This window comes from Alteriqipengyuania lutimaris, from assembly GCF_003363135.1.
In the GTDB taxonomy this organism is placed as follows: Bacteria; Pseudomonadota; Alphaproteobacteria; order Sphingomonadales; family Sphingomonadaceae; genus Alteriqipengyuania; species Alteriqipengyuania lutimaris.
Map to the genome: position 1 here is coordinate 306,135 of NZ_QRBB01000002.1, position 22,513 is coordinate 328,647.

The window sequence follows — 22,513 nt, forward strand, 5'->3', positions numbered from 1 at the left end:
GCGGCGACCGGTCGCCCGCAAGCGGGGCTTTCGCTCCGCGGCTCTGCCCACCGACCGCACAAACGAAACGGGGCCCCGCGAAGGAGGCCCCGTTCTTCTTTGTCGCAGGTGGACCCGCCTTATGCGCTGACCGAATCGTCTCCGTCGTCGTCGGTCAGTTCCTTCAGACCGAAGATCAGCGCGGCGCCGATCGCGACGCCGAGCGCGGCACCGGCAATGCCGTTCATGCCCGCGAGGTCTTCGGCCTCGGAGACCGGAGCGGCGATGCGCGTCTGGGTGGCACTCGCCTGCGCGGCGAGCGGCGCGGTGGCGATGGCGGCGGCGCCGGCGATGATGGCAAGCTTACGGATAGGCATTGAGACACTCCCTCGATAGATCACGAATGCGCGCGCTAGGCGTGCTGCATTGCAAAATCACTACGGCGGCCGAAAAAATCTCGCACGGGAAAATCGCGTGGCCGCACAAGATTGCGTCTCGCGCGTGTCCTCCGGGCCGCAACTTCGCGGCGGCGGGAGCGGCGCACTCCGCGCGCGACCGCCGATCGCGTGGCGCAATGGCAACGCTCGCGATGCATAAGCACCACGCCGCTTGATGGTGCCGACGCGCGCCCTTAACGCTGGCTCCACCATGAGCCATGCGCGCGCCGACCGCATCCCGCAACGCGATCCCCTGCTGGCCTCGATCGGCCTCGCCATGGCGTTCTTCGGCCTGTGCCTGTGGCGGCTGTGGCTGCCGAGCGGGCCCTATTTCGACGAAATTCACTACCTGCCCGCCGCGCGCGACCTGCTGACGGGGTACGAATACCGCAATCCCGAGCACCCGCCGCTGGGCAAGGAGATCATCGCTGCCGGGATCGGGCTGCTGGGCGACAATGCCTGGGGCTGGCGGTTCTTTTCCGCGCTCGCCGGATCGCTTGCGCTGTTCGCCGCGATGCGCGGGCTGTGGCACGCGAGCCGCAGCCGCGATGCGGTGCTCGCCTATGGCGTGCTGCTGGCGACGGGTTTCCTGCTGTTCGTCCACGCCCAGATCGCGATGCTCGACATCTTCATGGTCGCCTTCTTCCTCGCCGCGCTGTGGCAGCTCGCCGCGGCCTTCCGGAACGTGGCGACCGGGCGCGCGCGGGTGCATCTGGCGGCGGCGGGCGTGGCGCTGGGCTGCGCGATCGCGTCGAAGTGGAACGCCGCGCCGCTCGCGCCCATGCTCGGCCTGTTCTTCCTCGCCGCACGGCTGTGGGCGGTCGGCCCGGCGCGCGCGCTGACCGCACGCGATGCGGCGCCGGTGCGCGGCGTCGGCCTGGTCGAGGCGGCGCTGTGGCTCGGCCTGCTGCCAATGCTCGTCTATGCCGCGACCTTCTGGCCCGCCTTCCAGGTCGAGGGCGGACCTTTCGACGGGATGGGCCTGATCGGCGCGCACCGCCACATGCTCGAGTTGCAGCAGAGCGTGAAACAGGGCCATCCCTACCAGTCGACCTGGGCCCAGTGGGTGCTCAACACCCGCGCGATCTGGTATCTCTACGAGGTGACCGACGGCGCGCAGAGGGGCGTGATGCTGATCGGCAATCCGCTGACCATGATGCTGGGGCTGGCGGGCGTCGCATGGTGCGGCTGGGCGGCCGTGGCAGCGCGCCGGGCGGACGCTGCGGCGGTCTTCGTGCTCTATGCCGCCAGCATCGGTTTCTGGATGATCGCGGCCAAGCCGATCCAGTTCTACTACCACTATTTCCTGCCGAGCTGCTTCCTGCTCGCAGGGCTGGCGCTGGCGATCGCGTGGCTGAAAGCGCGCGGGATCGCCTGGGCCTACTGGCTGGCGCTGGCGGGCAGCGTTGCGGTGTTCGCGTATTTCTACCCGATCCTGAGCGCAGCCGAGCTGGAAGGCGAGCAGGCGTTCAACTTCTGGATGTGGCGCGACGGGTGGCGCTAGGTTGTCCTCCCGGTTTTCGCGAAGCGCAAATGGGGAGGTGGCAGACGCCGCGAGGCGGCTGACGGAGGGGCGAGGTGTGGCTTGTCCCCCTCCACCCCGAGCCGCGGTCCGCGTCTCGCGGTCCCCCTCCCCACCTGGCCTGCGGCAAGGCGGGGAGGAACCCCCTAAACCCGCCCCCACACGAACCGGTTCGACAGCGCGTAATTCCACACCGCACCGACCACGATCCCCGCCAGGGCGGCGAGCACCCAGTTGATCCCGCGCATCTGCAGGAAGCTCGCCAGCGCCACGTTGGCCAGCGCACCGACCGCGCAGGCCGTGCAGAACACCGCCCAGCCGCGCAGCCACGCGAGGCCCGTGCGCAGCCGCTTGTCGCGATAGGTCAGCCAGTTGTTGAGCCAGAAGTTGAAGGTCATCGCGGCGAAGGTGGCGAGCGCCTGCGCCTTCCAGAAGGTCGCGGTCATGCCGGGGTAGAAGAGCGCAAGCACGCCCATGTGGACCAGCACCCCCGCCCCGCCGACCGTGCCGAACAGCGCAAAGCGCGTGGGCACGATCCGGCCCAGATAGCGCTCGTACAGCATCACGAGGAATTCGAAGGCGACCGCGCGGTCGAGCTTGCTTTCGCCGCTGCGCCGCGCGCCGAAGCGCATCGGCACTTCGGCCACCCGCAGCCGCTCGGGCGAGACGGCGAGGATATCGAGCAGGATCTTGAAGCCGATGCCCGACAGGCGCGGGGCGAGCGCGCGCAGCCTTGCGGTCTCGATCATGAAGAACCCGCTCATCGGATCGGACAGATCGACCCCGGTGAGCATCCGCGCCAGCCGGTTAGCGAGGCGCGATCCGCGTTCGCGCCGCGCGCTCGACAGGCCGTCGGCGCTGGCTCCTTCGGCGAAGCGCGAGGCGACCACCAGGTCGGCCCCCTCGCCATCAATGGAGCGCAGCTTTTCGAGCATCGGCGGGATCAGCGCGGGGTCGTGCTGGTGGTCGGCATCCATCACCGCGATCACCGGCGCTGCGGTCGCGCAGGCCCCCTCGATCACCGCCGAGGCGAGGCCGCGGCGCCCGATCCGCTGGATCGCCCGGACGCGCGGGTTCGCCTGCGCGAGCGCGCGGGCCTCGTCCGCCGTGCCGTCGCGGCTGTCGTCGTCGACGATCACCGCTTCCCAGTCGAGCCCGTCCAGCGCCGCCGCCAGCCGCTCGATCATCGGCGCGAGATTGTCGCGCTCGTCGAGCGTGGGCAGGATGACGGCAATGTCGGGCAACGCGCTCCCCCCAGGCGATCGCTTCAGGCAATTCGGGCCAGCCGCTCGAGCAGCCGACCGCGCGCGGCCATAGCATCGCCGCGCCGGTCGGCAAGCAGGTAGCGCTCCAGCGCGGGGCCGAGCCTGCGCAGCGCGTCGAGCGTTTGCGGCAGGTCGCCCGCCTCGGGCTTCATCCCGCCGTAGCCGAGCTCGCGCAGCAGTAGCGCCTCGTAGGAGAGCAGCGCGGGCGCCCAGCCGCGCGCCGAGGGGGCATGGCAGATCGCATCGAGCAATCCGCCCAGCGCGTCGTGGAGGCTGGGATAGGGATTGCGCTCGGGCAGGGTCGAGGCGGTCAGCGCGGTCACCCAAAGAATCGCGGCTGCGGGCAGCGGCTCGTTCAGCCACGGCGCGCGGCTGGTCACCAGCTCGACCTTTCCGAAGGGCAGCTGGCTGGCCGAGCGCGCGCGGATATCCGCCTCCACCGCGTTGCCCGGAATGACGACCGGCCGCAGCCGCCGCCCCTGCCCGCCCGCAACATAGGCCGCGACCAGCCCCGCCTCATGCGTCAGCGCGCGCAGGATCACCGCATTCTCGCCATGCGGCCGCGCGGCGAGGACGATGGCGGGAGCTCTCAGGTGCATGGTCTTTTCCCATAGCCCGTCGCCCCTGCGTAGGCAGGGGCCCAGATGCGGCCTCCACCGGCGCTACGCATTGATCGTCTCGAAAAGGTCGTTCCAGTCGGGATTGTCACGCCGGATCAACTTCAGTTTCCACTGGCGCTTCCAGCGCTTCACCGACTTCTCGCGCTTTATCGCGTCCTCGATCCGGTCGTAGTGTTCGAGGTAGACCAGCCGTGTAAGACTCCATTTCCGGCAGAACTCGGATCCCCGACCTTCCCGATGCGCCATCATTCTGGCTGGCAGATTGGCAGTCACCCCGATGTAGAGCGTCCCGTGCGGCGCATTCGTCATGATGTAGACCCAGCCGCCGTGCATGGGGTGCGAATATCTCAGGGCAGTCGGTTTGGCGAGGTTTCGCATGCCGAGAGGTCAGCTAGGCCCCTGCCTGCGCAGGGGCGACGGGAAATTGGTTCAGGCGTCGCCCCTGCGAAGGCAGGGGTCCAGATAACATCAGCGCCCCGGATCGCTCGGCGATCGGCTCAAAAAGAGTTTCGGCATGCTGACTGTGAGGACCTCGGCCCACCCGGGGGCCCGGCACACGAAAACCTACCCCTACCCCGCCAGCGTTTCCTTCGACGCCTTCACCGCCATCGAGCGCGGGCGGCCCAGCGACCAGTTGGCCTGCATCCGCACTTGCGGATTGGGGGCGCACCAGATTTCGCCGGTCGCGTCGATCGCGGTGACCCAGAGCAGGCTGTGCTCTTGCCCGTAGTCGATGACGCCGAGAGCATGGCCGTCGCCCTTGCCGAGCACGTGGAGCGGGATGGGGGGATCGAGTTGGGTGAACATGTCGCGAAGACCTCTCTTGCGAGAAACCAAACGCGGGGCGCGGCCTGGCGCACCCGATCCATCATTTCCTAGTTTTCAGCGTAAAGGCGCGGCTTTGCCGCCGGTGCGCAAGGCTACTTGGCCTTCGCTTCCAGCGCGTCGAGCCGCTTGGCCAGCGCCTCGTTCTCGGCGCGGGCCTTGGCGGCCATTTCCTTGACCGCGTCGAATTCCTCGCGGCTGACGAAGTTGAGCCCGCCGACAGTTTCCTTGATCCGCTCGCGCGCGGTTTCCTGCGCCTCGCGTGTCATCCCGGCGAAGGTGCCCGCGGCACCGTTCACGAGCTTCACGAAATCGGCGATGATCGGGTTCTGGCTCTGCATGCGGCCAGAAATGGCTTGCGGGCCCCGGTTTGTCCAGAGCCCGCGCGCGCTCCCCTCACAAATCTATCCGCTGCACCGCGCCGGTCGTCTCGGCGCCGTCCGCCTCGGGGTTCATCCGGAGGATGTCGTAATTGAGCACGGCGGCGAAGATGCTCCACGCGAGGTACGGGATCAGCAGGGCCGCGGCGAGCTTTCGCACGCGGAAGAACAGCACCATCGTGATCGCGATCATCGCGCACAGCCCGGCGATGAGGTAGAAGGCGTAGGTGATCTCGTGCTGGCCGAAGAACAGCGGGGTCCACGCGAGGTTCATCGCGAACTGGACGATGAAGGCGATGATCGCGATTCCGCGCCCCCTCGCCCCCCAGGCCGAGCACACCATGGCGAAGGCGAGCCCCATCATGACGTAGAGAATGCCCCAGGCGATGGGGAACAGGCTGGCATCGGGGTAATAGTCCGGCTTGGCGAGCGCCGCGAACCACGGATCGCCCTCCCCGGTCCCGGCCAGCTGGCCCGAAAGAAAGCCGAGCAATACGACGGCGGGCACGAGGAACAGTGCCCATCTGATGAAGCTGGCGCGCAGTTGCGCGCGCGAGGCCAGCGTTGTCATGAGTCCTCCAGAGGGGGATATTTCACGACTCGCCTAGGCATTCGACCCCCCGACCGACAACCTAAGTTGCAGGGCCTATACCGAATTGGCACGCGGGCTGCACCTATTCCTAAGACCATTTTTTTAAGGTCGTCGTGCGGACACTAGAAACTCGACATTGCCCTTGGGCCCGGTGATCGGGCTTTCGACGATGCCCTGCACCTGCCAGCCGTTCGTTTCGAGCCAGTGACGCACCTCTTCGCACACCCGTTCGTGCAGCGCGGGATCGCGCACGACGCCGCCCTTGCCCACCTCCTCGCGCCCGACCTCGAACTGCGGCTTGATCAGGCTGACGAGGCGGCATTGCGGCGCGGCGAGTTCCAGCGGGCGCTCGAGCACCTTGGCCATGCCGATGAAGCTCGCATCGCACACCACCCAGTCGCAGGCTGCATCGATCTGCTCCGGTGTGAGGATGCGCGCGCTGGTCTGCTCGAGCACGGTGACGCGCTCGTCCTGCCGCAGCTTCCAGGCGAGCTGGTTGGTCCCAGAATCGACCGCGAATACGCGGGCCGCGCCGCGTTGCAGCAGCACGTCGGTAAAGCCGCCGGTCGAGCTGCCGATATCCATCGCCACCGCTCCGGTCGGATCGAGATCGAAGGCGTCGAGCGCGTGGGCGAGCTTCATCCCGCCCCGGCTGACCCACGGATGGTCGCGACCGCGCACCTCCAGCTGGGTATCCTCGGCCACCGCCTGGCCCGGCTTGGCGATCTTGGTCTCGCCTGCAAAGACCAGCCCCGCCATGACGAGCGCCTGCGCACGCGCGCGGCTTTCGGCCAGCCCGTGCTCCACCAGCATCTGATCGACCCGCATCTTCTTCGCCATGGGCATCCTGTAGTCGAAGTCCACATGCGTGAACACTTGCGCCTCCCACCCCGAGGACGCCTGCCGGAAAACGAAGACGCATTAGCCATGGACCCCCATCGGCTCCAAGCGCATTAATGGCACTATGAGCAAACCCCGCATCGCCTCCCCCGCCCGTATCGCCCTTGCCGTCTCGCTGCTGGCGGTGACCTGCTGCCAGACGCCCGAGCCGCCGCCGCCCGCGCCTGCGCCCGCCCCGCCGCCGGTCGCCGCGCCCGCGCCGGCACCCGAGCCGGTTCCGGTGGAAGAGAACTGGATCGACCGCCCGCAGACGGCGGGCGACTGGAGCTATCTGGTCGAGCCCGACGAAACGCTGGCGGTGTTCGGAACGCCCGGCACGGCGAAGCTCGTCATCGCGTGTGACCTCGGCACCCGCGAGGTCGGCATCGTGCGGCCCACCTTGGCCCCGATGCAGGGCCAGGTCGCGATGCGGATCAGCACCGAGACGATCTCGCGCCCGATGCTGGCGACGCCCGCATCGAATGCGCCCGCGCGGGTGATGGCGACACTCGACGCGCGCGATCCGTTGCTCGACGCGATGGCGATCACGCGCGGGCGCTTCGCCGTGGAGGTCGAGGGGCAACCCGGCCTCTACGTGCCCGCCTGGGCCGAAGTGACGCGCATCATCGAAGACTGCCGCTGAAGTACAGCGCCGCCACAGCCTGAACATCGGAACGTGGGGGAGCGAATTGCCTGCCGCGCGGACGCTATCCGCGTCCGGCAGCGGGGGTTCTTTTCGCGAGCGCACAAGTATGACGGGGAAAAAGATATTTACAAGGCTTGTGCTGGCGAATCAGGTGACTCAAAAAGGAACCTGAGAGCGGCGGTGCACGACGCTTCTCGGCCCCCGGTGATACGGTGCGGGTCTTGGCTTACAAGCGCGAAAGGAGGTGATCCGATGTCTCATGGTTCAGCAGAGAGGTCGGCAAGTTTCCGCGCGAGGCACTATCGGTAAAGTCGCATACCCTTAGAGGCTTCGTGGGCGGCACTTCCTGGCCGCTGACCATGAAAGGGCGATCCATCCCCACCATTCGCAGGCGGGCTGGGTCGCCCTTTTCATTTGCGTCGCCCTTTTCAGCTGCGGGGCGCGAGGGCGCGATCGAAAGCGATCCGGAGCCATGCCGGATGGCAAGAGATGGTCGCCAGCACCTTGGCCCGCACGGCACTGCGGAACGACGCGCAACCGCCCGGCAAGCGCGATCCGATCATCGCGCCCTGCCGATTTCGGTCGCCCGAGCGCGCGGGTTCAGCGTCGCCGGATCTCGATCCGCTCGCTCGAACGGGCCTCGTCGAAGCGTTTCGCCGCCTCGGCATCGCCCGCCACCTTGGCCAGCAGGAAGCGCGTGACCAGCGCTATCGCTTCGTCGTATCCGTCCTCCTCCCCGTAGACGAAGGAATGGTCCGACCCCTCGACCAGAAGCAGCGTGTGGTCGCCTTCGGGCAGCGCTTCGAATTGCGCGACCTGCACCTGCGGATCGCCTGCGAAGGGCTGCGCGACATCCTGCGGCCCGGTGATCGTGAGCGTGGGCACGGCGACCGTATCATAGGCGCCGGGGGTCCCGGTCAGCCCGGGGATCGGGCCGGGAGAGGAAAACATCACCACCGCCTTCATCGCCGGGACGCGGGCGCCGAACATGGGATCGAGCGCGCCGCCGCCCATCAGCGCGATCAGCGAGCCATAGCTGTGGCCTACGCCCGCCAGCGCAAGCCCGGGATGGAGTTCGGCAGCATACGCCGAAACGGCGTTCAGGTCGGCGGTGCGGCTGATGAAGGCCGCACGGATATCCTCCCGCTCCGCCTCGGGAATCGTGAGAGAATCGCCGTGGCGCGGCGCGAGCACGACGAATCCCGCCTCCTGCAATGCACCGATCAGCGGCGCGAGCCTTTCAGGCGAGGAGCCCGCGCCATGCGAGAGGAAGATCGCCGCGGCGGGCTCGCCGACCGCATCGAAGACCGACAGGTCGAGAGTGCGCCCGCCCACGGGCAGCGCGACATGCCGGGCGGACGGGAGCGCCGCAGACCCCGCTTGGTCCGGGGCAGCCTGCTGGGCGACCATCGGCGCTGCGCACGCCTGCAAGGCCAATGGTGCGAGCAAACACAGCAGCAGCGGACGCAAGGGACGCATAGAATTTCTCTCCGGAAGGACTGCGAAAGGCTATTGCGTCCGGCCGCCGCGCACAAGCGCGATGACGTTGCGAATACCGCCTGACGGCGCGGGGCCGCCCGATCTCATCGCGCAATGATCGGAAAGATTTTGCGTCGTATCGTGAAATATTTGTCAGACCCCCTTGCCCCGCGCCGCGTGCGCGCATAACCGCCTCGACCAAGGAGACCAGAGCCCTATGGCCGATACGCCGATGATCGATTTTGCCCACCTGCCCCACCCGGCCCCCGTCCCGTCCGAAAGCCGCGACGAGGCGCTGACGGACCCGGGTTTCGGGTCGATCTTCACTGACCACATGGTGACGATTGCCTTCGATGCGGACCGCGTGGAGCGGGGCGAAGACGGCTGGCACGATGCGAAGCTTCGCCCGCGCGAGCCGATCGCGCTCGATCCGGCGGCGGCCGTGCTGCATTACGCGCAGGAAATCTTCGAAGGGATGAAGGCCTATCGCTGGGAGGACGATTCCGTCGCGCTGTTCCGGCCCGAGCAGAACGCGCGCCGCCTCAATGCCAGCGCGCGGCGCATGGCGATGCCCGAACTGCCCGAGGAGCTGTTCCTCGAATCGATCCGCCAGCTGGTCGCGAAGGATCGCGACTGGATGCCCACGGTCGAAGGCGGATCGCTCTACCTGCGGCCTTTCATGTTCGCGACCGAAGCTTTCCTCGGCGTGCGCCCGGCGCGCGAATATCTCTACTGCCTGATCGCAAGCCCGGTCGGTAGCTATTTCAAGTCGGGCGTGAAGCCGGTCGACGTGTGGGTCAGCCGCGATCACACGCGCGCGGCCCCCGGCGGCACCGGCGCGGCGAAGACCGGCGGCAACTACGCCGCAAGCCTCGTGCCGCTGGCCGAAGGGACCAAGCAGGGCTGCCAGCAGACCGTCTTCCTCGATGCCGTCGAGAAGAAGTGGATCGAGGAGCTTGGCGGCATGAACCTGTTCTTCGTGTTCGAGGACGGCAGCGCAATCACCCCTCCGCTGACCGGCACGATCCTGCCCGGCATCACGCGCGACAGCCTGATCCAGATGCTGCGCGACGAAGGGCTGCAGGTGCGCGAGGAACCCTATTCGATCGACCAGTGGCACGCCGATGCGGCGAAGGGCGATTTGATCGAGACCTTCGCCTGCGGCACCGCCGCGGTCGTCACGCCCGTGGGTAGCGTCAACGGGCCCGACGGCACCTTCACCATCGGCAGCGGGGGGACCGGGCAGCTGACCCAGAAGATGCGTGACCGGCTGGTCGCCATCCAGATGGGCACCGCGCCCGATCCGCATGGGTGGGTGACGAAGCTGGACTGAGAGGGCTCAGGCGCTCTGGCTGAGCCCATCGGCGATCCCGACACGTCCGCCCGGGCTGCCAGCCGGACGATGTTCCGCCCCGCGGTCTTCGCCGCATAGAGTGCCTCGTCGGCGCGGTCGATGAGTGCATCGGCAGACAGGGAGGCGGGCGACAGGGCGTCGGGCGACAGGGCGACATTCTGCCGCAAGGCCACGCCGATGCTCACGCTCAGCGTGACGCGCCCGCCAATGTCGAGCGTCACGGGACGTTGCGCCACCGCCCGCCGCGCGCGGTCGGCGAGGATCAGCGCCTCTTCCTCGCTGCAGTGTTCGACCACGGCCACGAATTCCTCGCCTCCGAAGCGCGCCACGGTGCCCCCGACCTCCGCGAACTGCTTCTCCAGCTCGGTCGCGACCTGCTTGAGCGCGCGATCGCCCGCAACGTGGTCATGCGTGTCGTTGAACTGCTTGAAGTGATCGACGTCGATCATCATCACCGCCAGATCGTCGCCCTGTTCGCTCGCCGCGCGAAAGGCGGTGTGGAAGATCCGCTCGAAATAGCGGCGGTTGGGCAGTCCGGTGAGGTCGTCGCGGTGCGAGAGTTCGCGTAGCTGCTCGTTCGCTTCCATCAGCCGGTCCGCGGCGAGCCGGCCGCGCACGGCATAGAGGAAGTTGCGGTCCTTGAGCGTCGCAGTGCGGAACGGCACGGCGAGCGCGACGAGACTGATCGCCGAAAGATAGGCGAGCAGCGCAAAGGCCTCGCGCGCGCGGGGAGGCGGCAGGACGGCCCAGACGGTCCACAACACCGCCAGCGAAAGGAAGACGAGGACCGCGATCGACCCGGGTCGAAGCGGCACGACCACCACGGCCAGGACTACGATCAGCGCCGCGCCCATGACGTATTCGTCCTGCGGCACGGCGCCGTTGTGCATCCCGAGATATCCCGCCACGCCCGCGAAGCAGACGGCGGAGAGGATCGAGGTCCAGCGCTGGAACGCCCAGCCCCCGCGCAAGGCGGCATAGATCGCGAGAAGATAGGCCGGAACCACCAGGCCAAGACGCAGGACCAGCCCCTCCCCGAACATCTCCGGGCCGTTCGAATAGTCGAGCGGCACGCAGAAAATGCAGGAGATAAGCGCGATCGCGTTGATGAAAGCGAGTTCGCGCCGACGGCGCGGCACCTGCTCGTCGCGCCACATCTGGCGCAACGCGGCTGGCCACTGGGCAAAGTGCAGGCCTTTGTCCGCAGCCTGCTCCACGTGGCGGAGATTCGATTCGGGATTCACGCGCGGGACGCTACGCCCGGCAGGTTAACATGCCGCTTCCGCGCGTCCGCAGCGGCGATGCTACATCCGCGGCCGGGTGAGGAAGCGCCTCGAGAACGTCTCGCTCGGCCGGATGACGATGATCGCCACGCCCGCCAGCGCGATCCCCGAGCCGAGCAGTAGCCGTCCGCCCACGACGTCGTTGGTCAGCCATGCGCCCAGCCCGATCGTCATCAGCGGGTGCAGCAAGGTGAGCGGCACGACGAGGTTCGCCTCGAACTTCTGGAACAGGACGAAATAGGTGCCCGTCGCCGCGATCGAGACAACCAGTGCAGCGAAGACCAGGCACCCGGCGAGCGCCCAGGGCGCGGCCGCGAAACTCGCCACTTGCCCCTGCTCGACCGCGAAGGACAGCGGCAGCAGCACCATCGTGGAAGCCACCGCCGCCCACGCCTGCAGCGTCATCGCGGGCATATCGAGCCTCTTGACGAAGACCGCGCCGAGCGCGCCGACGAGGGCCGAAACGAAGACCAGCATCGCGCCGCCGCTCGCCGCCATCGCACCCTTGGAAAGGATCGCCAGCAGCACGCCGCCGAAGGCGAGCACCATGCCCAGCGCACGCCGCCAGCGCACGGTCTCGCCCAGGAAGACGATCGCGAACAGCACGGTCATCGGGGCGCCCACCAGCCCGATCGCGCCCGCCGTCGCCGGATCGGCGGTCTGCAATCCCATGAAGAGGAGCGCGAAGGACCCGCCGCTGATCGCCAGCCCGACCGCGAGGACTGCGGGGAGGCGCGGCGGAATGCTGCGGACCAGCAGCGGCACCAGCACCAGCACGACGATGGCCGAACGCAGACCGGCGAAGAAGAGCGGCGGCATGGCGAGATCGTCCACCGCAAGCTTGCCGACGATCACGTTGAGCGCCCATGCAAGATTGCACAGCACCATCAGCCCTATCGACCACGCGGGCACGGCTCAGTCCTCCGTATGGGGAACGTTGCTTTCCAGTTCGGCGAGCCACACGTCGGCGACCGCATCGCTCGGCGCGCGCCAGTCTCCCCGCGGGCTCAGCGCCCCGCCCATCGAGACCTTGGGCCCGTTGGGCATGGCGCTACGCTTGAACTGGCTGAAACCGAAGAAGCGGCGGCAGAACACCTCCAGCCATTGGCGAATCTCGCCCAGCGAATAGGTGCGTTTGGCATCCTCGGGGAAGCCCAGCGGCCAGCCGTGGGTCTCGATCTCGCGCCAGGCCTGCCACGCGAGGAAGGCGACATGGCTCGGGCTGTGGCCGTAGCGGGCGATGTGATGGAGGAAGAAATCGTGCAGCGCGTAGGGGCCGATCTGGTCCTCGGTGCTCTGCATTTCGCCGTGCTCGCCCGCCGGGACCAGCTCGGGGCTGATCTCGGTGCCGAGCACGTCTTCGAGGACCTCGTTCAGCTCGTGGCCGAACTGGTCGGTGTCGATCATCCAGCGCATCAGGTACTGGATCAGCGTCTTGGGCACGCCCGAATTGACGCCGTAATGGCTCATCTGGTCGCCCACGCCGTAGGTGCACCAGCCGAGCGCCATTTCGGACAGGTCGCCGGTGCCGATCACGAAGCCGCCGTGGTGGCCCGCGAGGCGGAAGAGGTAATCGGTGCGAAGGCCCGCCTGCACGTTCTCGAACGTGGTGTCGTAGACCTCTTCGCCGCCATCCGCTCCCTTGTCTGCGTAGGGGTGGCCGATATCGGCCAGCATGCGTTCCGCCGCCGGAGTGATGTCGATCGTCTCGGCAGTGATCCCCGCCGCCTTCATCAGCCTGAGCGCGTTGTCCCTGGTCGCGTCGGACGTGCCGAAGCCCGGCATCGTATAGCCGCGAATGTCGCTGCGCGGACGCCCGAGCCGGTCGCACGCAATGCACGCGACGAGCAGCGCGTGGGTCGAATCGAGCCCGCCCGAAATGCCGAGCACGAGACTCTTGGCGCCCGTCGCCTCGATCCGGCGCATCAGCGCATCGACCTGGATGTTGACCGCCTCGTAGCAATCCTCGTGCAGCGTGTCGGGATCGGCGGGGACGAAGGGATAGCGGCGGATCTTGCGACGGAGCCCGATGTCGCCGGCGGTCGTGTTGTGGGTGAAGGCGACGCGGCGATACCAGTCCTCGGGCCGTCCGGCAGCCTCGGCGGCGTCGTGGAAGGTGCCGTTGCGCGTGCGGTCGTTGACGATCCTTGCCGTATCGATGTCGGTCACGCACAGCTCGGCCTGGCGGTCGAAGCGTACGCTTTCCTTCATCAGCTGGCCCAGCTCGTAGATCACCCCCTGCCCGTCCCACGCGAGGTCGGTGGTGCTCTCGCCATGTCCGCTCGCGGAATAGGCATAGGCGCACATCCCGCGGCTGGAGGCGGACGCGCAGTGCAGGTGGCGGTCGGAGGCCCGGCCGATGGTGACGGGCGAGGCGGAAAGATTGCACAGGATCGTCGCACCCGCCATCGCGGCCATCATGCCGGGCGGCTGCGGTGCCCAGAAATCCTCGCAGATCTCCATTCCGAAGACGAAGCCCGGCAGGTTCTCGGCGGCGAAGATCACGTCGGTGCCGAACGGCGCTTCGTGACCGGCGATGGTCACGTCGAGCCCGTGGCAATTGTGCCCGCGCGTGAACTGCCGCTTCTCGTAGAATTCGCGGTAATTGGGCAGGTAGCTCTTGGGCACCACGCCCAGCAGGCGGCCATTGGCGATCGCCAGCGCGCAATTGTAGAGCCGCGCGCCGCGCTGCACCGGCGCGCCCACGATCAGCACCGGGGTCAGCCCCGCGCTTCCTTCGACGATCCGCCCGATTGCGGCGGCGGCGGCATCGATAACGGCGGCCTGCAGGTGCAGATCGTCGATCGCGTAGCCGGTCACGCACAGCTCGGGATAGACGGCGAGATCGACGCCCGCCTCGTGCGCGTGCGCCGCTTCGGTCAGGATACTGTCGGTATTGCCGCTAATGTCCGCCGGGCGAACGAAGGGCGTACAGGTCGCCACGCGCACGAAGCCGTGCGTGTGCAGATCGAAGAAGGGATGTGCGCGCTCACCCATGACGGCGAGCCTGTGCCCGCCTCAGGCGCCGGACACAAGGGGCTGCGCGCCATCGCCCAGGTTCGCGGGCCCCTCGCCGCCGCCGACGCTGGTCAGCGTGACGATGCACCCGGCGTCGCTAACGTCCAGCTCGTGCTCGGCCTCGGCTTGGCGGGCGAAGGTGCGCATCAGGCTCTTGCCGAGCCCGCCATCCTCGGCACTGACGGCGGCGGTGCCCGCCCCATTGTCGCGCACTTCCAGCCGCCAGTCGGCCTTGGTCCCGTCCAGCACGACGCTCAGGTCACCCGAACGCCCGTCGGCAAAGGCGTATTTCGCGGCATTGGCGAGCGCTTCGTTGAGGAACAGGCCAATCGCCACCGCCTGCTCGCGCGGAAGCGCAATCGGCGCGATCCGCCGCGTCACCGCGATATTCTCGTCGAACGAGGCATCGAGCAGATGGTCGACCACGTCCTCGAGATAGCTCGCCATGTCGATATCGCCTTCCTGCCGGTCGGCCTCGTCGACCGCGAGCTGGGCGTAGGCGCGGCTGAAGGAGAACACGCGGTTGGCGGCGGCTTCCAGCGCGGCGGCGGCGGCGGGATTGTCCTGCCGGCGCTTCTGCAGTTCGATCATGCTGGCGACGAGCGCGAAGTTGTTCTTGGTGCGATGCTGAAGCTCGGCCATCAGCCAGCGCCGCCGGTCGAGCGAATCGTGCAGCTCCGCCTCGCGCACGCGCACCGCGGCACGGAAGATTTCGGCCAGCACCACGACGATGCAGCAGGACACGAAGTTGATCAGCACGCGCGCGGTGTCGCCTTCCTGCTCGAACGCGAAGGACCAGGTGAAGGGCAGGACGACGTACCACGCCCACAGGAAGGACACGATCAGGCACACGATCCCCGCCCACTGCCGACCGAACAGCGTGGCGATGAGGACGGTGGGATAGACGAGCGCGAAGGGGCCGGAGGTGGGCGCGACCATGTCGATCAGCGCACGCAGGCCGATCATCGCGATGGCAAGGCACAGGCCGAACACGAATTGCGGCACAAGCGGCGGAACGTTCGCCGGCATGAAATTGGCCGCGTCGATCGCGGTCATCCTGTGGTTGGGCAACTCTGTTCTCTTCTCACGCCAAAGGCCGCGCCAAGTGTCCGATAAGCACCGGCGCAGGGTCTTTTAGCACCGCAAAATCAAAGATGCGACTGATCTATATCAAGTTGCCAGGCCGGGCCTTATGCGGCGAGCAGACCGGAGATCGAAGGCGCATCCTCAAGGAAGGAAATCAGCCCGCGCTCCTCGCGCGACAGCCACTTAGTGCGCCGCGGCAGTGCCAGCCCCTCGCGCCATTCGCCCTGCCGGTCCATCAGGTCGAACACGGCCGGGTGGATATAGCTCTTGCGGGTGATCGCGGGGGTGTTGCCCAGATGCTCGGCAACGCTTTCGGTCAGGTACTTGATCGTCAGGTCCTGCTTCGCGCCCGCGAGCAGGCCGAAGGCCATCGCGCTCGCATGCCAAGTGCGGAAGTTCTTGGCGGTGAAGTCCGCGCCCATGGTGTCGCGCAGATAGGCGTTGACGTGGGTCGAGGTGATGTCGCGCACGGCCTGGTCGCCTTCATCGACGAAGGAGAACAGGTCCTGCCCGTCGAGATCCTGCATCTGGCGCACGATCCTGGCGAGGTGCGTGTCGGTCAGCCGCAGGTCGCGATGCTTGCCCGACTTGGCCTTGAACCGGAAACGCAGCGTCTTGCCGCGCACGGTGACGTGGTGGCTCTTGATCGTGGTCGCGCCGTAGCTGCCATTGTCGCGCGCATAGGTGTCGTTGCCGATGCGGATCGCACCGAGATCGAGCAGGCGCACGGTTCCGGCAAGCGCGCGCTGCAGGCCGAGGTCGCGCGCGGCCAGATCGTCGGCGACGCGCTTCCTCAGCAGCGGCAGGCGGTTGCCGAAGGCGAGGCAGCGATCGAACTTCTCGCTATCGCGCAGCGCGCGAAAATCGGGGTGGTAGCGATATTGTTTGCGGCGCTTCGCATCGTAGCCGGTCGCGAGGATATGGCCGTTGGGAGCGGGACAGAACCAGCAATCCTCGTAGGCGGGCGGCAGCGCGATGGCGTTGAGACGCTCGCGCTCGGCAGTGTCGCGGATCAGCCCGCCGTCGGCGTCGTAATAGGCCCAGCCCTTCCCCGCACCCTTGCGGGTGATGCCGGGCAGGCTGTCGTCGACAAAGATCAGCTTGGTCGTGCGCGAGTTCATCTTGGCGAGGAAAGCTCCGGCGCGCGCTTGCGGTTCCCCCGCCCGCGCCCACATGGACCAAAGCATGTTATCGCGAGCCCCTTATCGCGGGCCACGTCAGGAGCATTTTTCATGAGCGAATATACGCCGCCGAAGGTCTGGACATACGACGCCGAGAACGGCGGCAGGTTCGCCAATATCAACCGCCCCACCGCCGGCGCGCGCGAGGACAAGGTGCTGCCCGCAGGCACGCATCCCTTCCAGCTCCACTCGCTTGCCACGCCCAACGGCGCGAAGGCAGGGATCATGCTCGAGGAACTGCTCGAGGCCGGACACGCTGCCGAATACGACGCCTACACGATCAATATCGGCGAGGGGGAGCAGTTCGGCTCCGGCTTCGTCGCGATCAACCCCAATTCGAAAATTCCCGCGCTGGTCGACCGCACTGGCGAAGCGCCGATCCGCGTGTTCGAGAGCGGCGCGATCCTGCTCCACCTGGCGGAGAAGTTCGACGCGTTTCAGCTGACCGGCCCGAAACGCGCCGAGATGCTCAGCTGGCTGTTCTGGCAGATCGGCAGCGCGCCCTTCATCGGCGGCGGGTTCGGCCATTTCTACGCCTACGCGCCCGAGAAGTTCGAATACCCGATCAACCGCTACGCGATGGAGACCAAGCGGCTCTTCAGCGTCGCCGACCAGCGGCTGGGCGAGAGCCGCTTCCTCGCGGGCGATGACTACACCATCGCCGATATCGCCGCCTTCCCGTGGATGGCGCCGTTCGTCGAAGGGATCATCTATAATGACGCCAAGACCTTCCTTTCGATCGACGAATATACGAACGTCGCACGCTGGGTCGGCGAGATCGGCGAACGCCCGGCGGTGAAGCGCGGGCGGATCGTCAACAAGGTGTGGGGCGACGAGAACTCGCAGCTGGCCGAAAGGCACTCGGCGGAGGATTTCGAAGGCAAGGTGCTGGAGCCGAGCAAGCCCGTCTGACGCGGGACCTTGCCCGACGCGTCTGGCGCGTTATAGGAGCGCTCCCGTCCGTCGACCGACGCGGGTCGGGCGCCTCTGCTGGGGTGTAGCCAAGTGGTAAGGCATCGGTTTTTGGTACCGACATTCGCAGGTTCGATCCCTGCCACCCCAGCCAGCCGTTGTCGCATCAAGTCGCATACAAGCGCAGGCATGTTGCCAAAGCCCCGAAATACCGCAAGAAACATTCGCATGTTGTCGCATCGAGTTTCTGGCAAGCGCGGGGGCCTCGGGGGCCACCACGGGGGCCTCAGTTGAGCCTGAACCGGCTGAGCGATCAGGCCTGCCGCAAGGCTATGCCCGACCCTGTGCGGGAGAAACGCCTCTTCGACGGCGGCGGTCTTTACCTCGCGATCCGTCCGAGCGGCGCGAAGAGCTGGAAGCTCAAGTACCGCTGGCACGGGGCGGAGAAAAAGCTGACGATCGGTCCCTATCCTGCCGTCAGCCTGCGCGAAGCTCGAGAAAAGCGGGACGAGGCGAAGGCGCAGATCTCTGCCGGAACGGATCCGGGGGCTGCGAAGAGGGCCCGCCTTCGGAAGGTCGCAGTCGGAGAGACCTTCGAGGAAGTCGCACGCACTTGGCATGCGGGCAAAAAGGCCAAGCTGACCGATCGCTATGCCGGCGAGCTTCTGCGGAGGCTGGAGGTGAACGCGTTCCCTCTTCTGGGCCGCAAACAGATCGCGGCGATCACACCCGCCGACGTGCTCGAGGCGATCAGGCGGATCGAGAAGCGCGGCTCGTTCGTGATGGCGCAGGAAGTTCGCGCGACCATGTCCGAAGTCTTCGTCTGGGCGATCGCGTCGGGCCTCGCCGAGACCGACCCTGCGGCGATCATTCGCAAAGCCTTGCAGCCGAGCGTGAGCGGGCGCTTTCCTGCGGTCGAAACGGTCGAGGAAGCCCGCGATCTGCTGAATGCGATCGACAAGCGGAACGGCAACCGCGGTCTCGTGCAGACCAAGCTGGCCTCGCGGCTGCTCGCGCTGACGGCGGTGAGGCCGGGCGTGGTGCGAATTGCGGAACGGGACGAGTTCGAACAGCTCGAGGGATCGGAGCCGTTTTGGCGCATCCCCGCCGCGAAGATGAAACTGCTGGCTGCACGCAAGTCGGACAGTCGCTTCGACTTCATTGTGCCACTGGCGCCCGCAGCTGCAGCGGCAGTCTCGGCCGCGATGGAAAAAAGCGCCCACCAGAGCTTTCTTTTCCCTGGGGCCAACCGCGATGCGCCGATCAGCGATTCGACGCTCAGTCAGCTGTATCTCGACGCGGGCTATCGCGGGCGCCACGTCCCGCATGGCTGGCGCGCGGCGTTCTCGACGATCATGAACGAGCGGGCCGCAGTGCAGGAACGCTGGGGCGATCGCGAAATCATCGATCTGATGCTGGCACACGTCAAAGGCGACGTCGAAGCCGCATACAATCGTGCCGCCTACATGCCGCGCAGACGTCAACTTGCGGAGGAGTGGGCCCAGCTGCTCGATGTTGGGCTGAAGGACCCTCACGCCCTCTCCTGAGCGTATCTGCTCAGGGAGGTGCGGCATGACGGCGCACGCTCTCTCGCTCCACGGCCGAGCAAAGGCTCGACGCGACAGCTTCGATATCAATGATCCGCGCGCCCAGGTCTTCCGGCCTATCCAACACGGAACCTACTTCGTGGAGGCGATGCTGCGGGTCTTCGACGAGTGGGATGACTTCACCAAACGGCCGGGAAAGCAGCATGCGATGGGCCAGAATTGTCGAAAGGTCCTGCGCTGGCTCTTCTGGTGCTGCGATTTCAAGAGAGGGACCTGCGAGCCCTCGATCGAAACGCTGGAGAAGAAGACGCGCCTTGCGCGGCCGACCGTCGTCCGCGCACTCAAGCTGCTCTGGGCGAATGGCTTCATCGACTGGATCAGGCGGACGGAAAAGACCAGCAATGCGCCTGGCTATGGCCCGCAGGTCAAACAGACCTCCAACGCCTATTTCTTCGACACGAAGCGCCTACCCGGCCGGTGCCAGAAGCGCCTCGCGGAGATCCTGCGCCGCGCTGGCAAACGCTTCCGGCCGGAGGACTTCCCGCGCCCAACGCGCTACGTAGGCCTGCAGGAGCGACGCGCGACCGCGATACGCGACAAGACCGCATACAACCGTGCGGTAAAGCGCAATGCGCTGGCACGCGCTTCCACCGACCAAGAGCGCGCCGAAGCGCTCTATCCCGGCGACGAGCACGCCCAGCGGGCGTGGCTGGCTATGGCCGAGAGCGCGAGTTCAGATAGCGTCCTGAATCCCTCCCCCAGTCGAAGTATTCAGAAGGAGTGAAGCCGCCTGATGCGGCTTCACACGTTGATATTCGATGGGCCGGCCCCCAACCCCCGGCATAAGATTACGAAAAATCACCCGCCCGCACCGGCGGGACGGTCGGCTTGCGCCGACCGGGGCTCGGCAGGGCCGAACCGCAAAATCCGTGCCGGCCGCGAACCATCCGTACAGACGGACCGGATCGCCCGCATTCGAGAGCTATCCTGCCAGCATCGCGCCCCAGCGATCGAACACCTCGCGTCGCCGATCGAGCAGCTGGGCTCGGTTGTACGCCGCCTCGACCTTGCCCTTGCCCGAATGGCCGAGCGCCGCGTCGATCGCGAAGCGATAATCCTCGCCCATTTCCTCGTTGAGGATCGTCGAGAAGCTCGCACGCCATCCGTGCGGGACATGGCGGCCTCGATAGCCGCAGCGATCGTACAGCCCGCCGATCGCGCCGGCGCCGATCGGGGAGGAAGCGCTCCGGCCGGTAAAGATCAGATCGGGTGCGATGTCCGACTTCGGGCGCGCGGCGCGAAGTCCGCGCAGGACGAACAGCGCAGGCTCGCTAAGCGGCACCACATGATCGAACCGCGAATCGTCTTTCTTCGCCTTGCTGAGCTTCATCCGCGCGGCGGGAATCGTCCACGACGCCGCATCGAAATCGATCTCCTCCCACCGCGCGCCGCGTAGCGTGCCCAGGCGCACCGCGGTGAGTGCGAGGAAACGGCTCGCCATGATCGTGATCGCCCGGCCGCGATCGGCTTCGCACGCCCGCAACAGCGCGCGGCAGTCTTCGATCCGCATGAGCGCGGGGAACGGTTGCGCCGGCGGCGCGGAAAGCATCGCGGCGCCCAGGTCGCTCGCCGGGTTATTGTCGACCAGGCCTTCGGCGCGGCCGAAGGCGAAGATCTGTTCGAGCCGCTGGCGCACGCGCTGCGCGGTGGTCGAACAGCCCCGGTTTTCGATCTTACGGACCGCCTGGAGCAGTTCGCGCGAAACGACTTCGCCCGCTGGCCGCGCGCCCAGCTCGGGAAAGATGTCGCGCTCGAGCGTGGAGAGTACGTCAGCTGCATGCGCGAGGCTCCACCCCCGACAATGCTTTTCGAACCAGGCTCGGCCGAGCGCCTCGAGCGTCTTCCCGGTGGCGCGCTTCTTCGACGGATCGACGCCCTGCTCGAGCAGCTCCTTCGCCTCGGCCTGCAGGATCCGCGCGCGGCTCAGGTTCACCTCTGGAAACTGGCCGAGCGTGAGCAGCTTTTCCCGGCCGCGCACACGGTACTTCAGCTGCCAGCTCTTCGTGCCGGTCGGCCGGACCAGCAGATGCATCCCGCCTTGGTCGGACAGCTTGTAGGCGCGACTTTTCGCGCCGGCGGCTTTCGCCGCGGCGTTGGTGAGCATAAGGTCCTCCGATGAGCGGGATAGATTCGACAGGCGAAAAGGCCGCAGAGGCAGGGCGAAGGGCTTATGCCGAGCAGCGTCGCGCGGACCTTGAGCGGTCGAACTGGAGCTTCTGGGTGTATCGAACTGGCGGTTGCGAAGTCCCAGGCCATGCCGACTTCGACAAAATCGCACTCCCACCTAGCGACGCCTTCTGGGATATATTCTACCCTGTGCCGACAGGCCTTTGTGATTGTTACGTGCTCGGTGGACGAAGCGAGAGCGGGATCAGGCGGTTAGGTGGCGATCTCACCAAGTCGCCACCGCCTTGGGCACTGGGTGTGATATCGAAATAGCGCTATTTCGAAACTTTACCGAGCCGGATAATCCCTCCGCCTCATCCACACACGAATTGGTGAGAAATACGTGCCTCGCGGACATTCCGGCGCGGAGCCGTACCCCCAGCGATACCCCCATTTGAGGGGCGGATTTTGCGCGCTTCTAACCTTTCGCCCAGCGTTCGGACGTGCGCTCGATTGTCAGCGCCCCTTGGTACGGCAGGCATAGACCGAGCGCATCCTCCTGCGCTCCGCTCGTCCAGGTGTCGCGATCCTCTCCTGCCAGGATTACCGGCATGCGATCATGCACCGCCGCGGCGTCGCCGGCAGCATCGGTCATGACCATGGAATAGCAATCGCCCCACTCGTCGCTGCCGCGCCAGATCCCGGCGACGGTGAATACGTCCTCGCCCGGGAGCGACAACCAGGTGCGGGTCATCTCGCCCTTCGGCCCTTCGGCCTCAGCCCATGCGGTCAGCGGGATCAGGCAGCGCCGCTCGGCGAAGCTGTATCGCCACATGAAGCTGTCCAGCTTGTCGCTGCGCGCGTTGTTCACCGGGCGCGGCTTCAGGGGTTCGCCCGTGACCTTCGATTTCTGAGCGAGCGGGAAGCCCCAGGTCATTGATCGCAGCGCGCCCTCGGCAATCACCAGCCCGTTGCTCTTGGGATAGAGCTCGCCGGCGACATTCAAACCGAGCGGTGCGGCAAGATCGAATACCCGCGCGATCTCATCGACGCTCCGGCTCATCCGGTAGAGATTGCACACGCCGCTTGTCCTTTGTTCCGCTTCCGTTCCAGAGGGCGCATGGTTCGATATCGCCTCGATTCGGTCAACGCCTTCGGGCGCAAGGGATACTGGCTGCAGATAACGTGCCGGAACTGCGGCTACACCGCTGAGCGCGACCCTACACCACTCCTGATCGACCTGATCGCCCGCAAACTGAGCTTTTCGATCGAGAAGGTCGAGGCGCGCGCCAGATGCACCAAGTGCGGCCACCGAGGCGCGACGATCGGCGCGTGCGAGCCG

21 protein-coding genes, 1 tRNA gene and 1 pseudogene are annotated in these 22,513 nt (G+C 66.8%); 7 read left to right on the plus strand and 16 right to left on the minus strand.

From position 1 onward, the window contains the following. Positions 1 to 119 precede the first annotated feature (119 nt). Entirely contained in the window at positions 120 to 356 is a 237-nt protein-coding gene (locus DL238_RS14730; RefSeq protein ID WP_115493193.1) for a hypothetical protein, read from the minus strand. Positions 357 to 627: 271 nt separating this feature from the next. On the opposite strand from DL238_RS14730, the gene DL238_RS14735 reads away from it, so the two are divergent. Continuing rightward, positions 628 to 1,920 carry a phospholipid carrier-dependent glycosyltransferase gene (locus DL238_RS14735; protein ID WP_115493396.1) on the plus strand — a complete coding sequence of 431 codons (1,293 nt, stop codon included), beginning with the start codon at positions 628 to 630 and terminating at the stop codon, positions 1,918 to 1,920. Between the two features lie 164 nt (positions 1,921 to 2,084). Here DL238_RS14735 and DL238_RS14740 read toward each other — a convergent pair whose 3' ends face one another. From DL238_RS14740 to DL238_RS14770, 7 genes are all read right to left on the minus strand, one after another. Beyond that, the gene (locus DL238_RS14740; RefSeq protein WP_115493194.1) at positions 2,085 to 3,182 is read right to left on the minus strand and encodes a glycosyltransferase; all 1,098 of its coding nucleotides are present in this window, start codon (positions 3,180 to 3,182) and stop codon (positions 2,085 to 2,087) included. Between the two features lie 23 nt (positions 3,183 to 3,205). Beyond that, the gene (recO, locus tag DL238_RS14745; protein WP_115493195.1) at positions 3,206 to 3,802 is read right to left on the minus strand and encodes a DNA repair protein RecO; all 597 of its coding nucleotides are present in this window, start codon (positions 3,800 to 3,802) and stop codon (positions 3,206 to 3,208) included. A 63-nt stretch (positions 3,803 to 3,865) separates the two neighbouring features. Further along, a complete protein-coding gene (locus tag DL238_RS14750) occupies positions 3,866 to 4,156 on the minus strand; it encodes a GIY-YIG nuclease family protein (RefSeq protein ID WP_115493196.1) in 291 nt (96 codons plus the stop codon). 237 nt (positions 4,157 to 4,393) lie between these two features. After that, the gene (locus tag DL238_RS14755; RefSeq protein WP_115493197.1) at positions 4,394 to 4,630 is read right to left on the minus strand and encodes a hypothetical protein; all 237 of its coding nucleotides are present in this window, start codon (positions 4,628 to 4,630) and stop codon (positions 4,394 to 4,396) included. Between the two features lie 113 nt (positions 4,631 to 4,743). Beyond that, on the minus strand, positions 4,744 to 4,989 hold the full coding sequence (locus tag DL238_RS14760; protein WP_115493198.1) for an accessory factor UbiK family protein: 246 nt from the start codon (positions 4,987 to 4,989) through the stop codon (positions 4,744 to 4,746). Positions 4,990 to 5,044: 55 nt separating this feature from the next. Next, the gene (locus DL238_RS14765; RefSeq protein WP_115493199.1) at positions 5,045 to 5,599 is read right to left on the minus strand and encodes a TspO/MBR family protein; all 555 of its coding nucleotides are present in this window, start codon (positions 5,597 to 5,599) and stop codon (positions 5,045 to 5,047) included. 123 nt (positions 5,600 to 5,722) lie between these two features. Further along, positions 5,723 to 6,460, minus strand: coding sequence for a TlyA family RNA methyltransferase (locus DL238_RS14770; RefSeq protein WP_115493397.1), 738 nt, complete (start codon positions 6,458 to 6,460; stop codon positions 5,723 to 5,725). Between the two features lie 124 nt (positions 6,461 to 6,584). Between DL238_RS14770 and DL238_RS14775 the strand changes: the two genes are divergently transcribed. Beyond that, the gene (locus tag DL238_RS14775; RefSeq protein ID WP_115493200.1) at positions 6,585 to 7,142 is read left to right on the plus strand and encodes a hypothetical protein; all 558 of its coding nucleotides are present in this window, start codon (positions 6,585 to 6,587) and stop codon (positions 7,140 to 7,142) included. Between the two features lie 603 nt (positions 7,143 to 7,745). Here the strand turns inward: DL238_RS14775 and DL238_RS14780 are convergent. Then, on the minus strand, positions 7,746 to 8,555 hold the full coding sequence (locus DL238_RS14780) for an alpha/beta hydrolase (protein ID WP_181883970.1): 810 nt from the start codon (positions 8,553 to 8,555) through the stop codon (positions 7,746 to 7,748). Between the two features lie 286 nt (positions 8,556 to 8,841). On the opposite strand from DL238_RS14780, the gene DL238_RS14785 reads away from it, so the two are divergent. Then, a complete protein-coding gene (locus tag DL238_RS14785; RefSeq protein WP_115493202.1) occupies positions 8,842 to 9,957 on the plus strand; it encodes a branched-chain amino acid aminotransferase in 1,116 nt (371 codons plus the stop codon). 71 nt (positions 9,958 to 10,028) lie between these two features. On the opposite strand, the pseudogene DL238_RS16565 reads toward DL238_RS14785, so the two are convergent. The 5 genes and pseudogenes from DL238_RS16565 to DL238_RS14810 form a co-directional block, all read right to left on the minus strand. Next, positions 10,029 to 11,135, minus strand: a pseudogene (locus tag DL238_RS16565) (GGDEF domain-containing protein); the annotation flags it as partial. Between the two features lie 147 nt (positions 11,136 to 11,282). Then, entirely contained in the window at positions 11,283 to 12,173 is an 891-nt protein-coding gene (locus DL238_RS14795) for a DMT family transporter (protein ID WP_115493203.1), read from the minus strand. Between the two features lie 3 nt (positions 12,174 to 12,176). Then, entirely contained in the window at positions 12,177 to 14,258 is a 2,082-nt protein-coding gene (locus tag DL238_RS14800) for an NAD(+) synthase (protein ID WP_115493204.1), read from the minus strand. A 21-nt stretch (positions 14,259 to 14,279) separates the two neighbouring features. Next, positions 14,280 to 15,335: a sensor histidine kinase gene (locus tag DL238_RS14805; RefSeq protein ID WP_115493205.1), complete on the minus strand. Its 1,056-nt coding sequence runs from the start codon at positions 15,333 to 15,335 to the stop codon at positions 14,280 to 14,282. Positions 15,336 to 15,469: 134 nt separating this feature from the next. After that, entirely contained in the window at positions 15,470 to 16,486 is a 1,017-nt protein-coding gene (locus tag DL238_RS14810; RefSeq protein WP_115493398.1) for a DNA topoisomerase IB, read from the minus strand. 111 nt (positions 16,487 to 16,597) lie between these two features. On the opposite strand from DL238_RS14810, the gene yghU reads away from it, so the two are divergent. The 4 genes from yghU to DL238_RS14830 all read left to right on the plus strand — a co-directional run bounded on the left by yghU (position 16,598) and on the right by DL238_RS14830 (position 19,789). Continuing rightward, positions 16,598 to 17,458, plus strand: a complete 861-nt coding sequence (gene yghU, locus DL238_RS14815) for a glutathione-dependent disulfide-bond oxidoreductase (RefSeq protein WP_115493206.1) — start codon at positions 16,598 to 16,600, stop codon at positions 17,456 to 17,458. A 79-nt stretch (positions 17,459 to 17,537) separates the two neighbouring features. Further along, a tRNA-Gln gene (locus DL238_RS14820) sits at positions 17,538 to 17,612 on the plus strand. Between the two features lie 4 nt (positions 17,613 to 17,616). Next, complete coding sequence (locus tag DL238_RS14825) at positions 17,617 to 19,005, plus strand: tyrosine-type recombinase/integrase (RefSeq protein ID WP_234031128.1); 1,389 nt, start codon at positions 17,617 to 17,619, stop codon at positions 19,003 to 19,005. Positions 19,006 to 19,030: 25 nt separating this feature from the next. Continuing rightward, entirely contained in the window at positions 19,031 to 19,789 is a 759-nt protein-coding gene (locus DL238_RS14830) for a helix-turn-helix domain-containing protein (protein WP_115493208.1), read from the plus strand. Positions 19,790 to 19,987: 198 nt separating this feature from the next. On the opposite strand, the gene DL238_RS14835 is transcribed toward DL238_RS14830, so the two are convergent. Continuing rightward, positions 19,988 to 21,169 carry a tyrosine-type recombinase/integrase gene (locus DL238_RS14835; protein WP_115493209.1) on the minus strand — a complete coding sequence of 394 codons (1,182 nt, stop codon included), beginning with the start codon at positions 21,167 to 21,169 and terminating at the stop codon, positions 19,988 to 19,990. Between the two features lie 480 nt (positions 21,170 to 21,649). Beyond that, on the minus strand, positions 21,650 to 22,483 hold the full coding sequence (locus tag DL238_RS14840) for an SOS response-associated peptidase (RefSeq protein ID WP_325048450.1): 834 nt from the start codon (positions 22,481 to 22,483) through the stop codon (positions 21,650 to 21,652). Positions 22,484 to 22,513: the final 30 nt, after the last annotated feature.